Origin of the sequence: Microbacterium sp. SD291 (genome assembly GCF_017355365.1) — a bacterium.
In the GTDB taxonomy this organism is placed as follows: Bacteria; Actinomycetota; Actinomycetes; order Actinomycetales; family Microbacteriaceae; genus Microbacterium.
Genome location: NZ_JADIJR010000002.1, coordinates 60,679 through 73,120, shown reverse-complemented (window position 1 = coordinate 73,120; position 12,442 = coordinate 60,679). Strand labels below are relative to the sequence as shown.

The 12,442-nt window shown below is 69.7% G+C and carries 16 protein-coding genes; 9 read left to right on the top strand and 7 right to left on the bottom strand.

Features of this window, described 5'->3' with window-relative positions; translation table 11 throughout:
* Positions 1 to 5: 5 nt before the first annotated feature.
* Both IPV10_RS01795 and IPV10_RS01790 read right to left on the bottom strand, forming a co-directional pair.
* Entirely contained in the window at positions 6 to 1,604 is a 1,599-nt protein-coding gene (locus IPV10_RS01795; RefSeq protein ID WP_207479795.1) for a cation:proton antiporter family protein, read from the bottom strand.
* 91 nt (positions 1,605 to 1,695) lie between these two features.
* Positions 1,696 to 3,360, bottom strand: coding sequence for an ABC-F family ATP-binding cassette domain-containing protein (locus IPV10_RS01790; RefSeq protein ID WP_207479793.1), 1,665 nt, complete (start codon positions 3,358 to 3,360; stop codon positions 1,696 to 1,698).
* Positions 3,361 to 3,541: 181 nt separating this feature from the next.
* Here IPV10_RS01790 and IPV10_RS01785 point away from each other — a divergent pair, with 181 nt between their 5' ends.
* Complete coding sequence (locus tag IPV10_RS01785) at positions 3,542 to 3,973, top strand: CHRD domain-containing protein (RefSeq protein ID WP_207479790.1); 432 nt, start codon at positions 3,542 to 3,544, stop codon at positions 3,971 to 3,973.
* A gap of 16 nt (positions 3,974 to 3,989) precedes the next feature.
* Here the strand turns inward: IPV10_RS01785 and IPV10_RS01780 are convergent, their stop codons facing one another.
* Positions 3,990 to 4,166, bottom strand: coding sequence for a hypothetical protein (locus IPV10_RS01780; protein WP_207479788.1), 177 nt, complete (start codon positions 4,164 to 4,166; stop codon positions 3,990 to 3,992).
* A 103-nt stretch (positions 4,167 to 4,269) separates the two neighbouring features.
* Between IPV10_RS01780 and IPV10_RS01775 the strand changes: the two genes are divergently transcribed.
* A complete protein-coding gene (locus tag IPV10_RS01775) occupies positions 4,270 to 4,611 on the top strand; it encodes a LysR family transcriptional regulator (protein WP_207479786.1) in 342 nt (113 codons plus the stop codon).
* Positions 4,612 to 4,618: 7 nt separating this feature from the next.
* Here IPV10_RS01775 and IPV10_RS01770 read toward each other — a convergent pair whose 3' ends face one another.
* The 4 genes from IPV10_RS01770 to IPV10_RS01755 form a co-directional block, all read right to left on the bottom strand.
* Complete coding sequence (locus IPV10_RS01770; protein WP_207479784.1) at positions 4,619 to 5,185, bottom strand: alpha/beta fold hydrolase; 567 nt, start codon at positions 5,183 to 5,185, stop codon at positions 4,619 to 4,621.
* A gap of 119 nt (positions 5,186 to 5,304) precedes the next feature.
* The gene (locus IPV10_RS01765) at positions 5,305 to 5,835 is read right to left on the bottom strand and encodes a putative immunity protein (protein ID WP_207479782.1); all 531 of its coding nucleotides are present in this window, start codon (positions 5,833 to 5,835) and stop codon (positions 5,305 to 5,307) included.
* Between the two features lie 81 nt (positions 5,836 to 5,916).
* On the bottom strand, positions 5,917 to 6,741 hold the full coding sequence (locus IPV10_RS01760) for a DNA-formamidopyrimidine glycosylase family protein (RefSeq protein WP_207479780.1): 825 nt from the start codon (positions 6,739 to 6,741) through the stop codon (positions 5,917 to 5,919).
* Positions 6,742 to 6,871: 130 nt separating this feature from the next.
* Positions 6,872 to 7,522 carry a helix-turn-helix domain-containing protein gene (locus tag IPV10_RS01755; protein ID WP_307861027.1) on the bottom strand — a complete coding sequence of 217 codons (651 nt, stop codon included), beginning with the start codon at positions 7,520 to 7,522 and terminating at the stop codon, positions 6,872 to 6,874.
* A gap of 98 nt (positions 7,523 to 7,620) precedes the next feature.
* Between IPV10_RS01755 and IPV10_RS01750 the strand changes: the two genes are divergently transcribed.
* From IPV10_RS01750 to IPV10_RS01720, 7 genes are all read left to right on the top strand, one after another.
* Positions 7,621 to 8,037 (top strand): arsenate reductase ArsC, encoded by a 417-nt coding sequence (locus tag IPV10_RS01750; RefSeq protein WP_207479775.1) that lies wholly within the window; start codon positions 7,621 to 7,623, stop codon positions 8,035 to 8,037.
* A complete protein-coding gene (locus tag IPV10_RS01745) occupies positions 8,034 to 8,696 on the top strand; it encodes an arsenate reductase ArsC (RefSeq protein ID WP_207479773.1) in 663 nt (220 codons plus the stop codon). The genes IPV10_RS01750 and IPV10_RS01745 overlap by 4 nt, the downstream gene beginning before the upstream one ends.
* The gene (locus tag IPV10_RS01740; RefSeq protein ID WP_207479771.1) at positions 8,693 to 9,427 is read left to right on the top strand and encodes an MIP/aquaporin family protein; all 735 of its coding nucleotides are present in this window, start codon (positions 8,693 to 8,695) and stop codon (positions 9,425 to 9,427) included. The genes IPV10_RS01745 and IPV10_RS01740 overlap by 4 nt, the downstream gene beginning before the upstream one ends.
* Positions 9,424 to 10,815, top strand: a complete 1,392-nt coding sequence (locus IPV10_RS01735) for an FAD-dependent oxidoreductase (RefSeq protein ID WP_207479769.1) — start codon at positions 9,424 to 9,426, stop codon at positions 10,813 to 10,815. Before IPV10_RS01740 ends, IPV10_RS01735 begins: the two co-directional genes overlap by 4 nt.
* Positions 10,812 to 11,204: a low molecular weight phosphatase family protein gene (locus IPV10_RS01730; RefSeq protein WP_207479767.1), complete on the top strand. Its 393-nt coding sequence runs from the start codon at positions 10,812 to 10,814 to the stop codon at positions 11,202 to 11,204. Before IPV10_RS01735 ends, IPV10_RS01730 begins: the two co-directional genes overlap by 4 nt.
* 422 nt (positions 11,205 to 11,626) lie before the next feature.
* Complete coding sequence (locus IPV10_RS01725; RefSeq protein WP_207479765.1) at positions 11,627 to 12,040, top strand: hypothetical protein; 414 nt, start codon at positions 11,627 to 11,629, stop codon at positions 12,038 to 12,040.
* Position 12,041: 1 nt separating this feature from the next.
* On the top strand, positions 12,042 to 12,416 hold the full coding sequence (locus IPV10_RS01720) for a hypothetical protein (protein ID WP_207479762.1): 375 nt from the start codon (positions 12,042 to 12,044) through the stop codon (positions 12,414 to 12,416).
* Positions 12,417 to 12,442: the final 26 nt, after the last annotated feature.

Sequence of the window (12,442 nt, the reverse complement as noted above, 5' to 3'; positions counted from 1 at the left end):
TGATGCTATCCGGCCGTCGTCGGCGAGGGCGGGTCCTCGTCCTGAGGCTCCAGGGCGAGTCCGGCCAGCGTGTGCCCGGCTCCGGCGTAGATGTTGAGGACGCCGTCGACGCCGTTGGTCGCCAGGTGCTCCACCTGGTCCGGATGCTGCGCCACGGCGACGACGCGACCGTCGAAACCGGCCTCGTGGAGCCGGTCGAGAGCGAACGAGTTGGAGCCGTGGAACGCCATCGCCAGGACCACGGTCTTCACGAACCCGCCGCTGACGAGCCGGCTCCAGAACTCGAGGTCGGTGGCGTCGCCCTCCAGCACGTTGAGGCCGTCGGCCTCGAGCCTGGCGATCACCGCGTGGTCGTTGTCTATGCCGAGGACGCGCAGTCCGCCCTCCTCCGCGAGCCGCTCGTACGCCGCGCGCCCGACGCGCCCCATGCCGAGTACGACGACGTCGGATCCGCTGGTGTCGATCGGCCGATCGGCCGGTCGCAGCTTCGAGATCTGCTGGGCGGGCAGCCAGGTGAGCGCGGTGATCAGCCGCAGCCCGTGCGCGTTGGCGATCGACGAGACCACCATGCTCAGCGCGACGGCGATCGCGATGACGGTCAGCCAGCGGTCCGTCAGCAGCCCGGCGGCCACACCGAACGCCGCGACGATGATCGAGAACTCGGAGAAGTTGCTGAGCACCAGGCCGGTCCTGATCGCGGTGCGGTTGCGGAGCCCGAAGAGCCGGCCGAGCCAGACGAAGCCGATGAAGGTCAGCGGCAGCAGGACGACGCAGAGCAGGAGAGCGAGCCCGGCATCCGCCCAGGTGGGGCGGGCGCCCATCCCGATCAGCAGGAAGAAGCCGATCAGGAACAGCTCCTTGACGCTGAACAGCGCCTTCGACATCTCGATCGCGCGCGGGTGCGTGGCGAACAGCAGACCCATCACCAGGGCACCGAGGTCGCCCTTGATCCCGACGGCCTCGAACGCGAAGTAGCCGGGACCGAGCGCCATCGCCACGCCGAAGAGCACGAGCAGCTCACCGTGGCCGATGACCGCCAGGAGCCTGCGCAGCATCCAGGCCGCCGGGAGGAGCAGCACGAGGGCGAAGGCCCAGGGGCTCGGCGGCTCGTCGGCGTTGACCGTGATGAACGTCACTGCCGCGACGTCCTGGAGCACGAGGATCGCGATCGCCGTCTGCCCGTAGAGCGACCCGTCGTCCGAGCGGTCTTCGAGCACCTTCACGCAGAGCACCGTCGACGAGAAGGACAGGGCGAATCCGACCAGCGCGAGCGTGCGCCAGCCGTCGACCCCGGTGAGCCCGATCACGCTCGCGAGCCCCACCGCTCCCGCGCCGACGAGCACGCTGAGCACCATGTGCACGGTCGTCGTGCCATACGCCTCGGGGCGCAGCAGCGCACGGACGTCGAACTTCAGCCCGATCGTGAACAGCAGCAGGGTCACGCCGATCTCGGCGATCCGCTCGATGCCGGTGAACGGCTCGACGTGCATCGCGCCCAGCACGAACCCGGCGGCGAGGAAGCCCACGAGCGCCGGAACGCGCAGCAGATGGGCGACCGTGCCGAACACCGCGGCGACGACCAGAGTCAGCGCGATGACTTCCACGGCACCCTCGTCTCATCCCTGGTTCCGACTCTACCGATCAGGTGGGGTCTCCCCGCGGGCATTACGAGGGCACGCGCCGGCACGGCGCTCGTCAGAGCTCGGAGACCCGCCCGGCCTCGACCCGCCATCGCCGGTCGGTCTGCACCGTCGCCAGCATCCGCCGGTCGTGCGTGACCAGCAGCAGCGTCCCCTCATAGGACTCGAGTGCCTGCTCGAGCTGCTCGATCGCGGCGAGGTCGAGGTGGTTCGTCGGCTCGTCGAGCACGAGCAGATTGGTGCCGCGTGCCTGGAGAAGGGCGAGACCTGCGCGCGTTCGCTCCCCCGGTGACAGCTCGCCGACCGGGCGGTTCACATGGTCGGCCCTGAGCCCGAACTTCGCCAGCAGCGTGCGGACCTCGCCGGTCGCCATCTCGGGGACCAGTGCCTCGAAGGCGGCGGCGAGGGGCTGCGTCCCGACCAGCAGCGAGCGGGCCTGGTCGATCTCGCCGATGCGCACGCTCGCGCCGAGGCTCGCGGTGCCCTCATCGGGACGCTGCTGTCCGAGCAGCGCACGCAGCAGCGTCGACTTGCCTGCGCCGTTGGGGCCGGTGATGCCGATGCGCTCCCCCGCGTTCACCTGCAGCGAGACCGGGCCGAGGGCGAACGCCCCCTGCCGGAAGACCGCGGAGCCGAGCGTCGAGACGACCGAGCTCGAGCGGGGAGCTGCGGCGATGGTGAACTCGAGCTGCCACTCCTTGCGCGGCTCCTCGACCTCTTCGAGCCGCGCGATGCGGCTTTCCATCTGACGCACCTTCTGCGCCTGCTTCTCGCTGGACTCGGTCGAGGCCCTGCGCCTGATCTTGTCGTTGTCCGGAGCCTTCTTCATCGCGTTTCGCACGCCCTGACTCGACCATTCCCGCTGGGTCCTGGCGCGTCCGACGAGGTCCGCCTTCTTCTCGGCGTACTCGTCGTACTTCTCGCGCTGGTGGCGGCGCACGGTGGCACGCTCCTCCAGATACGAGTCGTACCCGCCGCCGAACACGCGGTTCGACCCCTGCGCGAGGTCGAGTTCGAGCACGCGGGTCACGCAGCGCGCGAGGAACTCGCGGTCGTGACTGACCAGCACCACCCCGCCGCGAAGCGCACGAACGAAGGACTCGAGCCGTTCCAGGCCGTCGAGGTCGAGATCGTTGGTGGGCTCGTCCAGCAGCACGATGTCGAATCGAGAGAGCAGGAGGGCCGCCAGCCCGACGCGTGCCGCCTGGCCGCCGGAGAGCGAGGTCATCAGCGCCTGCTCTGCCTCGGATGCTCCGAGCTCCAGTCCCAGTTCCGCGAGCACGGCCGGGACCCGTTCGTCGAGGTCTGCGGCACCGCTGGCCAGCCAGCGGTCCAGCGCGGCCGAGTAGGTGTCGGCCGGCTCGGCACCGGAGGCCGCGAGCGAGGGGTCGGCGAGGGCGGCGGCGGCGGCATCCATGTCCCTCGTCGCCTGCGCGCACCCGGTGCGGCGGGCGATGTATCCGGTGACCGTCTCGCCGGCGACGCGCTCATGCTCCTGCGGCAGCCAGCCGACGAAGGCGTCGGCCGGAGCCAGGGCGACGCTGCCCGCCTGCGGCTCGTCGATACCGGCGAGCAGCCGCAGCAGGGTGGACTTCCCCGCGCCGTTCGCGCCGACCACCCCGACGACATCTCCCGGGGCGACCGTCAGATCGAGCGAATCGAAGAGGGTGCGGTGGCCGTACCCTCCGGCCAGGCCCTGGGCCACGAGTGTTGCGGTCATGGGTCAATCCTGTCACTGGGTGGGCGGACCGATCGCACGCGCGGATTCTGAACCGCAGAGCCCTCGTTCTCGTGATCCATGATGAGCGGGTCTGCGCGTCACGCGCGCCTCGCCGAAGCAGGTGCCGGATCAATCGCCCGCGGTGCGCCGTGGGCGCGACCACAAGGAAGTGAGCATCATCATGCACAACGTCACACGCGCCTTCGCCGGAACGGCCCTCGCGCTGCTCGTCATCGGCGGCGGCGCCAGCGCCGCGAACGCGGCCCCCGCGATCCCCGTCAACAACGGTCAGGAGACCACCGGGGCGGAGGGCGGCGCGCACGGGAAGTTCAGCTACACGATCGAGGGCGATCAGTTCTGCTACTCGCTCGACGTCACGGGGCTGACCACGGCCGCTGTCGCGGCGCACATCCACGTCGGCGAGCAGGGAACGGCCGGTCCCGTCCGCATCCCGCTCACGGTTCCCGGCGCGACCTCCTTCGAGGTGGATGACTGCGCGACGGTCACCGATCCGGCGATCCTCGCGGGGATCCAGGAGAACCCGCGCGGCTGGTACGTCAACGTGCACACTCCGACGTACCCGGGTGGAGAGGTCCGCGGACAGCTCAAGTAGGACGGACGCGCGTGCCTCAGGGGGTCGCCGAGTGCTCGCTGTGGTCCGCGATGTCGGGCTCCGCGCGCAGCACGTCGGCGATCTCCTCCTCCGGACGCGGCGCGATGGTCTCGTCGTCCTCGAGCTCCGGGATCGTCGGCTCCCCCGGAGCGGGAACGTGATCGTGCGCAGGATGCTCGGTGCGGTCTGACACTGCGGATCCCTTCGTTCGCTGACACGCACAGCGTACGCCGATCGAGGATCGGCCGCGTACGCTGAATACCGGCCGCGCCTCATGCGGGAAAGGACAGCTCCCCGTGAAGATCATCCATCTCCGGCGTTTCGTCGCCGTCGCCGACACCCTCCACTTCCCGCGTGCCGCCGAGGCGCTCGGCACCTCGCTCGCCGCCGTCTACTCGTCGATCGAGAAGCTCGAGGAAGAGGTCGGGCATCCGCTCATCACTCGGGGAGGCGAGACCCGGCTCACTCCGGCCGGGACGGCCCTGCTCCCGGAGGCGCGGGAGATGATCGCCGCCGCGCCGACGCCGCCTCCGAAGCCCGCGCCGTCCGGCGGCAAGGCGAAGGCCTCCAAGGGGAAGGGCCGCACGCCTGCGGTCAAGGGACAGCCGAAGCCGTACAAGAAGCGTCAGGGACGCTGACCTCGCTCTAGTCCCAGTCGAGGTACTCCTCGATGACGACCGCGGTCTCGATCGGGTGCGTCATCGGGAACAGGTGGTCGCCCGCGATCGTCTTGATGCTCGAGCGATCGGGGACAGTGGACTGCAGGCGCTCGGCGTTCGCCGCCGGGGTCATCGAGTCCTCGGTCCCCTGGATGATGAGCACCGGGATCGCCGGAGGCACGGGGATGTCGGTGCCCTCGACGCCCAGCAGCAGCAGTCCGTTCGCCCGGTCAGGGTGCGCCTCGACGAGCGCGCGCGCGACGGTTCCGCCGAAGCCGTGCCCGCCGATCCAGGTTTCCTGGAGGCCGGCGTGATCGATGACCGCGAGCGCGTCCGCGACACGCTCGTCGAAGCTCGCGTCGGCGCCGTCGGCGCGGTGCCCGATCCGCAGCACGTGGAAGCCCGCCTCCTCCGCGAGGTAGTGCGAGACGACGCCGAGGACGTCGGCGGCGAGACCGTGCTCCTGGATCAGCACGAGCTTGACCGGACCGTCTCCCTCGTCGACGAAGGGAATCGCACGGCCGTCCGGCTCGAAGATCTGGGTGTCGGTCATCTGCGTCAGTCTCCTTGTGCTGGTCTGATCGGGCGAAGCCCCATCAAGCGTAGTCTCCCCCGCCCCGAGACCCCCTGTGTCGTGATTCCGGGGGCGGAGCCGGCACGTCGCACGTGCCGTCACGCCATGCGCGCCTGGAGCTCGCGGATGGTCGCGCCGACGATCCCCTGCGACAGCAGACCGGGACCGAGCGGGCCCGACGAGTTCTCGCCGAGGGGCGGGAGTTGCCGGAGGACGGATCGTTCGCGAGCGGTGAGCCGGCTCAGCTGCCAGTCGATCTCGTCCTGCACCGCATCAGGCTCTTCCGGATGGGCGAGCGAGACCGCCTTGACCGCGTACCCCGCCGCCCCGAGCGCGTGCGCCGCCATGTGCGCCACGGCCGATGCCTGGCCGACGGCCCTCGCGGCCGCTGCTCCCGCCGGCGTGCTCGCAGCCTTGGCGACCCGCCCCGCCCCGAGCCGCCTGCTGATCTCCGCGGCGGCGGTGCTCTCCCCCGCGCTGTACGCGCGCGTGCGGGCGAGGGCATCCTTCACCACCTGCTCGGATGCCGCATCCGCCTGGAACAGCGGAAGGACGCGCTCGGCGCAGTCGGTCGCCCAGCGCGCAGCGACGCGCCGCTCTTCATCGGTGAGGGTCTGGATCGAAGCCATCAGGAGATCGTGCCACAGCACGGACGAGTGCGGTTCAGGTTGCGGTGCGCCCAACGCGCCGCGCGGGACGACCTTGCGGCGTCACCCTGCGGCGGGTTCCGGCTGACAGCGCGGGCACAGCTGCGCGGATGCTCCCCCGGAGGTGTGGTCGACGATCGTCGTGCCGCACACCGGGCACGCCTCCCCGCCACGCCCGTGCACGGCCATCGCCTCGACCTTCGCCTGCTTGAGACGACCGGGCGGCAGCCCGCGACGGTCGGCGACCGCACACCGCAGGACCTCGACTACGGCGTCGAAGAGCCGAGATCTGTCCACTGCATCCAGAGCTGCCGCATGCACGGCGTGCGGCAGGCGTGCCCGGTGCAGGATCTCGTCGGAGTAGGCGTTGCCGATTCCGGCGAGCGATGCCTGCTCCTGAAGCAGGGCCTTGATCTGCTTCCGCCGCGCACCGAGTGCACGCTCGAAGTCGTCGCGGGAGTAGTCCGGTGAGAGCGGATCCGGCCCGAGTGCCGCGACGCCGGCGACGTCGGTCGGGGCGTCGACGACCGAAGCGGTGACGGCGAGGAAGTCGCCGGTGTCGACGACCTGCATCACGGCACCGTCGTCGAGGACGATCCGGGCGACCTCGGGTGCGGGCTCATCGCCAGGCGCGGCCCCTGGTGCCCGCCATCGGATCCACCCGTTGCGGCCGAAGCCGATCATCAGCCAGCCGGCTGTGGTGTCGAAACCGAGATGCTTCCCGAAACGCCGCATCCGTGCGATCCGGGCGCCGACGAGCGAGGCGGGAGGACGATCCCGTGTCTTGACGACACGGAACTCGGCGATGTCCAGCTCTGCGATCAGACGGCCTTCGATCCGCTCATCGAGGAACTCGACGAGCGCCTGCACCTCCGGAGACTCGGGCATGCGTCCATCCTCGCACCGGGTTCCGACATGGGCGACGGGATATTCGGCGCCGCCCCTGAAGTGGAGCCGCGGATCTCCCCGCAGCCGCGGTGCACTCACGATACGCGGCATACAAGCCACCCCTGGACCGTCAAGCGACGGAAAGGATTCTCGGGGCGAGCTGGTGGATGCGACGTTCTAGGTCGGTGAACGCGGACTCGAACGCCGCATCGGTCCCGAGGGTGATGGGGTCGGGCACAGACCAGTGCACGGTCCCGGTCGGGTACTCCTCGTGGGCGCGGTCGCACACGGTGATGATGAAGTCGTCGTCGCGGATCGTGTCGTCGACGAGTCGTGGCACCGCACCGGTGAGATCGAACCCATGCCGGGCTGCGGCGGCGATCGCGCCGGGAGCGACCTGAACCGCGGGGTGAGTTCCGGCGCTGTCGACGGGGACGTCGCTAACGGACGCCCACAGGGCCTCGGCGAGCTGGGAGCGGGCGGAGTTCGCGGAGCAGATGAACACGACCCGCCGGGCCCCGGCGGCCGCGAATGACCCGAGCCCCAGGAGCGCATCAGGGACGAGCTTCACATACGTCCGCCGCCCGTCGCCTTCCGAGCGGCCACGTGTGATGATCCCTTCCCGTTCGAGGACGTTCAGGTGATGGGCGAGCAGGTTGGAGGGCACGCCGAGCTCTTCGCGGAGCTCGGTCGGCGAAAGGTCGCCGAAGGTCAGCAGGTCCAGCATCCGCAACCGGGCAGGGTCTGCGAGAGCGGCGTGCTTGCGGGCTCGCTCCTCCACTGAGAAAATTCGCTCACTGTTCATTGACTCAATCTTGACTGAGCTATAGTCGGTTCGTCAAGATGAACACGCGAATCGCGTATCGAGAGGATCCGACCATGACCGACAAGCCCACCGTGCTGTTCGTCTGCGTGCACAACGCGGGCCGGTCGCAGATGGCCGCCGGCTACCTGCAGGCCCTGGCCGGAGATCGGATCGAGGTACTCTCGGCCGGTTCCGCGCCGAAGGACCAGATCAACCCGATCGCGGTCGCCGCGATGGCGGAAGAGGGTATCGACATCGCCTCGAACACCCCGAAGCTCCTCACGGTCGAGGCGGTCCGGGAGTCGGATGCGGTGATCACCATGGGGTGCGGCGACGCCTGCCCGATCTTCCCCGGGAAGCGTTACGAGGACTGGGTACTGGATGACCCGGCAGGCCAAGACGAGGCCACGGTCCGCCGCATCCGGGACGAGATCCGCGGCCGCGTCGAGACCCTCATCAGCGTGCTGCTCCCGACCGGGAGTCCGGCATGAACGCGCAGCGCGGGCAGGACGGACTGCTCTCACCCGATTCGGTGCTGCACCGCGCCGCGGAGCGCCTCGCACATCACTTCACCGGGCTGGTCGGCGAGGAGACCGTCGAGCGGGTCGTGTTCGAGTCCTACACGGCGCTGGCCCGCACCGCCACGGTCACCTCCCATCTGCCGCCGCTGGCGGAGAAGTTCGCTCGGGATCGGCTCGTTGCCCTCACCCAGTCCCGCGGGCAGGTCGCGAAGGCCGTTCCCGAGATCCTCTACGTCTGCGTCCAGAACTCCGGCCGGTCCCAGATGGCGGCGGCGATCACCCGGCAGCTCGCCGGCGATCGCGTCCACGTCCGCTCCGCCGGCTCCCAGCCCGCAGCCGGGTTGCTTCCCGGGGTCGTGGCGGTGCTCGAGGAGGCCGGGATCGACCTCAGCGAGGAGTTCCCGAAGCCCCTCACCGATGACGTGGTGCGGGCTGCAGATGCCGTGGTGACGATGGGCTGCGGCGACGCCTGCCCGCTCTATCCGGGCAAGCGCTACCTGGATTGGCAGCTCACCGACCCGTCCGGTCTCGATCTGGATGGCGTCCGCGCGGTCCGCGACCAGATCCAGGCGCACGTCGAGCAGCTGCTCGCCGAACTGCTGCCGCCGTCGACGGCGACCAACGCATGACCGCCCGCCCTGCCCTGGCTCGTCGGGCGCTGGCGGAGTTCCTGGGCACCGGACTGCTCGTGACGGTCGTCGTCGGGTCCGGGATTGCCGCGCAGCGCCTGTCTGCGGATGTCGGGCTGCAGCTGCTGGAGAATTCGACGGCGACCGTGTTCGGTCTCGCGGTGCTGATCCTGCTGCTCGGCCCGGTCTCCGGCGCACACTTCAACCCCGTCGTCTCCGTCGCGGACGCCATCCTCGGCCGCCGCACCCGCACGGGCCTTCCCGGCCGGGACCTGGCCGTCTATATCGTCGCCCAGGTGGCCGGCGGGATCGGCGGGGCGGTGCTCGCGAACCTGATGTTCCAGATCCCCACCGCGATCTCCATCACGGAACGGGTGACCGCGGGGACGCTGCTGGGCGAGGTCGTAGCCACCGCGGGCCTCGTGCTGCTGATCACCGGCCTCACCCGGGCCGGTCAGACCCTTCCCGTGATCGCAGCCGCGGTCGGGGCCTACATCGGCGCGGCCTACTGGTTCACGTCGTCGACGTCGTTCGCGAACCCGGCCGTCACGATCGGGCGGGTCTTCACCGACACGTTCGCCGGCATCGCCCACACCTCGGTCCTGCCGTTCCTCGCCGCACAGATCCTCGGCGCAGCGATCGGCGTCGCCGCGGCCGTCGTCCTGTTCACCCCGTCTGCCCCGGTCGGCTCGCACCCCGCGGCCGCCGTTTCGAAGGAGACCCTCGCATGACCCACATCGCCGTGATCGGCGGCAGCGATGCCGGCATCTCCGCCGCCCTCCGCGCCCGGGAACTCGACCCAGAGGTCGAGGTGACGGTGGTCGTCGCGGACGCCTACCCGAACTACTCGATCTGCGGGATCCCCTACTACTTCACCGGCGACGTCGTACCCTGGCAGTCCCTCGCACATCGCACCCACGCGGACCTCGAAGCGACCGGCATGCGGCTGCGGCTGAACACGCTCGCCACCAGCATCGACGTCGCCGGCCGCCGCCTCACCGTCCGCGACCAGGCAGGCCTCGAGTCGACGATCGCCTACGACGAGCTCGTCGTCGGCACCGGGGCCCTCCCCTCCCACGCGGGCATCGCCGGGCTCGACCACCTCGGCCCCGAAGACGGCGTCCACGTCATCCATACGATGGGCGACACGTTCGCCCTCGACCGGCACCTGACCGAACGGAACCCGGCGTCGGCGATCATCATCGGCGCAGGCTACGTCGGCCTTGAGATGGCCGAGGCGTTCGTGGCCCGCGGCATGCAGGTCACGCAACTGCAGCGCGGCCCCGAGGTTCTCTCCACCCTTGACCCCGAACTTTCAGGTCTCGTCCGCACCGAACTCGAAGAGCACGGCGTCGACGTCCACACCGGCACCCTCGTCGCCGGAGTCGAGAAGACATCCGCGGGGCTCGTCGTCACCGGCACCCGGAACGGGCAGCCCGTCACGCACACGGCGGACCTGGTCCTCGCCGTCGTCGGCGTCCGCCCCAACACCTCCCTCCTCGAAGCCGCCGGAGCGAGCCTCGGCGCGGGACGCGCGGTTGTCGTCGACGAGCAGATGCGCACCGGCCTCCCGCACGTGTTCGCGGCCGGCGACGGGATCATCACCCACCACCGCCTCCTCGGCACCACCTACCTGCCGCTGGGCACCACCTCGCACAAGCAGGGCCGAGTCGCCGGTGAGAACGCCGTCGGCGGCCTCGCCCGGTTCGCGGGCTCCGTCGGCACGCAGGTCGTGAAGGTCTTCGACCTCGTGGCAGCCCGCACCGGCCTGCGCGATCAGGACGCCGCGGCCGCCAGCTACTCCCCAGCTACGGTCCAGTCGGCGGCGGATGACCACAAGCGCTACTACCCGGGAGCGCAGCCCATCACCTTCCGGATCACCGGCGACACCAGCACCGGGCGTCTCCTCGGCGCGCAGCTGGTCGGCAGGCTCGGCACCGAGACCGCGAAACGCGTCGACACGTTCGCCACCGCCCTGCACGCGGGCCTCACGGTCGCGGAGGTCTCCGACCTCGACCTCTCCTACACGCCCCCGCTCGGATCGCCCTGGGACGCCGTCCAGGCCGCGACCCAGTCCTGGACCCGTTCCCTTCCCGCACTGCTTGGAGCACCCGCATGAGCACCCCCACCGTCCTGTTCCTCTGCCAGCACAACGCCGGCCGCTCCCAACTCGGCGCAGCCCTGCTCGAGATCCTCGCCCCCGGCGACTACTCTGTCACCTCCGCCGGCACCTCGCCCGCCGACGCGGTCAACCCCGCGATCGCGGCCACGATAGCCGAGGTGGGCCTCGACATCACGAGCCGCATCCCGCGGGCTGTCACTCCCGAGGATCTCGCCACGGCGGACATCGTCGTCGCGATGAAGCCCGGCCTCGCGCTGCCCGCGGCACCGTCGGGCCGTTTCCTCGAGTGGTCGTTCCCAGACCCGACGGACTGGACCCCGGAGAACGTCCGCCCACTCCGCGAAGCCGTCACCGCCCGCCTTCGCGACGAGATCCTGACTGCCTGACGCCGTCGACACGACGCGGAGAGCTCTGGGCAGGCGCCAGCCTGAGGCCTGATTCTGGGCAGAGTTCTCCCTAGCCATTGGCGATTGACGCTCTTTCGAGGCTCCTAGCGACGCCGACGGCTGCCCTTGCGCTTCGGCTTGCCGTTCGGCTTGCGGAGCAGAGATGGTCTGGTTCGCAGCAAGAACCAGACCTGTCAGCGAAGCGAAGAGCGCCGTGATGTCGTTGAGCAACGTCATCAAGCGACCTCCCCTCAGGGTGGTGCTCGCCAATGGGCGAGCGAGAACCGCGGCTGAGATCAGCTGCGGAGCTATGGGGCCTACGGGCATAAAAAAAGCCCGTTCGATGAACGGGCCTGGCCGGGCATGGATTTCGGGAAGAAGACGAGGACACACTCGCGTTCGCAGGAAAGGCAGCGCTGTCGATGATCCCCGTCCTCGGGCCGCTCGCGGCCGAGACGCTCGCGCACGCCCTCGAAAGCCGGCAGACGCAGCGCCAACACGAGTTCATCGCGGCAGTCACCCGGGCGCAACGGGCTTCAGCAGAGACGGCGAGCCAGCAGAAGCGGCAGCGCCTCGCTGCCGCGGTCGCGAACGGCGGCAGCTGGGCGCCCTTCGCCGCCACCGAACGAGAGCAGTTCACTCGCCTCGTCGATGAGTTCGACGCCCTCCACATCTGGCTCCTGCACTACTTCACCAACCCCAGAGCTTGGCTCCAGGCACGAGATCTCTACCGTCAGGGCATCTTCGAATCCCGTACCTCCGCGAAGGGCCAGCACTTCCTCGCGTTCATCAACGAGAGCGACTCGATCGCTGCCGACGCACCCACGGAACTCTGACATGGATGAGCGACTGCCTCCGCCGGTCCAGGCGATCGCCGACCGCATCGCGGACGGCTGGGGCGAGATCATCGAGGCCGGCCCCGGCTGGTTCGACCTCATCACCCGCCTCGACGCGCAACTCGCTCACCTCTCACCCGGATACGCCGTCGAGCAATGGAAGACCAAATATGGGACCCTCCGCTACTACGCCCGCCCGGAAGACATCGACGACATCGACAGCCAGATGACCTTCAACGAGATCATCCACAACGCCGAAGACGAGAGCACCAACATCTGCGAGGAATGCGGCGCCCCTGGCCAGCAGGTCACTCTCCGCGGATGGATCTGGACTCTCTGCGACACACACTCGCAACTGCGACGGCAGAGCGCATAGTGCTCACTTCAAAAATTCGCTGCACC

Excerpts from the sequence above, each read along its gene's own strand:
- IPV10_RS01765 (WP_207479782.1), bottom strand. The coding sequence starts at position 5,835 with ATGGCTTCGATCCAGACCCTCACCGATGAAGAGCGGCGCGTCGCTGCG.
- IPV10_RS01750 (WP_207479775.1), top strand. The coding sequence starts at position 7,621 with ATGACCGACAAGCCCACCGTGCTGTTCGTCTGCGTGCACAACGCGGGC.
- IPV10_RS01785 (WP_207479790.1), top strand. The coding sequence starts at position 3,542 with ATGCACAACGTCACACGCGCCTTCGCCGGAACGGCCCTCGCGCTGCTC.
- IPV10_RS01735 (WP_207479769.1), top strand. The coding sequence starts at position 9,424 with ATGACCCACATCGCCGTGATCGGCGGCAGCGATGCCGGCATCTCCGCC.
- IPV10_RS01760 (WP_207479780.1), bottom strand. The coding sequence starts at position 6,741 with ATGCCCGAGTCTCCGGAGGTGCAGGCGCTCGTCGAGTTCCTCGATGAG.
- IPV10_RS01725 (WP_207479765.1), top strand. The coding sequence starts at position 11,627 with ATGATCCCCGTCCTCGGGCCGCTCGCGGCCGAGACGCTCGCGCACGCC.
- IPV10_RS01730 (WP_207479767.1), top strand. The coding sequence starts at position 10,812 with ATGAGCACCCCCACCGTCCTGTTCCTCTGCCAGCACAACGCCGGCCGC.
- IPV10_RS01720 (WP_207479762.1), top strand. The coding sequence starts at position 12,042 with ATGGATGAGCGACTGCCTCCGCCGGTCCAGGCGATCGCCGACCGCATC.
- IPV10_RS01740 (WP_207479771.1), top strand. The coding sequence starts at position 8,693 with ATGACCGCCCGCCCTGCCCTGGCTCGTCGGGCGCTGGCGGAGTTCCTG.
- IPV10_RS01745 (WP_207479773.1), top strand. The coding sequence starts at position 8,034 with ATGAACGCGCAGCGCGGGCAGGACGGACTGCTCTCACCCGATTCGGTG.
- IPV10_RS01790 (WP_207479793.1), bottom strand. The coding sequence starts at position 3,360 with ATGACCGCAACACTCGTGGCCCAGGGCCTGGCCGGAGGGTACGGCCAC.
- IPV10_RS01770 (WP_207479784.1), bottom strand. The coding sequence starts at position 5,185 with ATGACCGACACCCAGATCTTCGAGCCGGACGGCCGTGCGATTCCCTTC.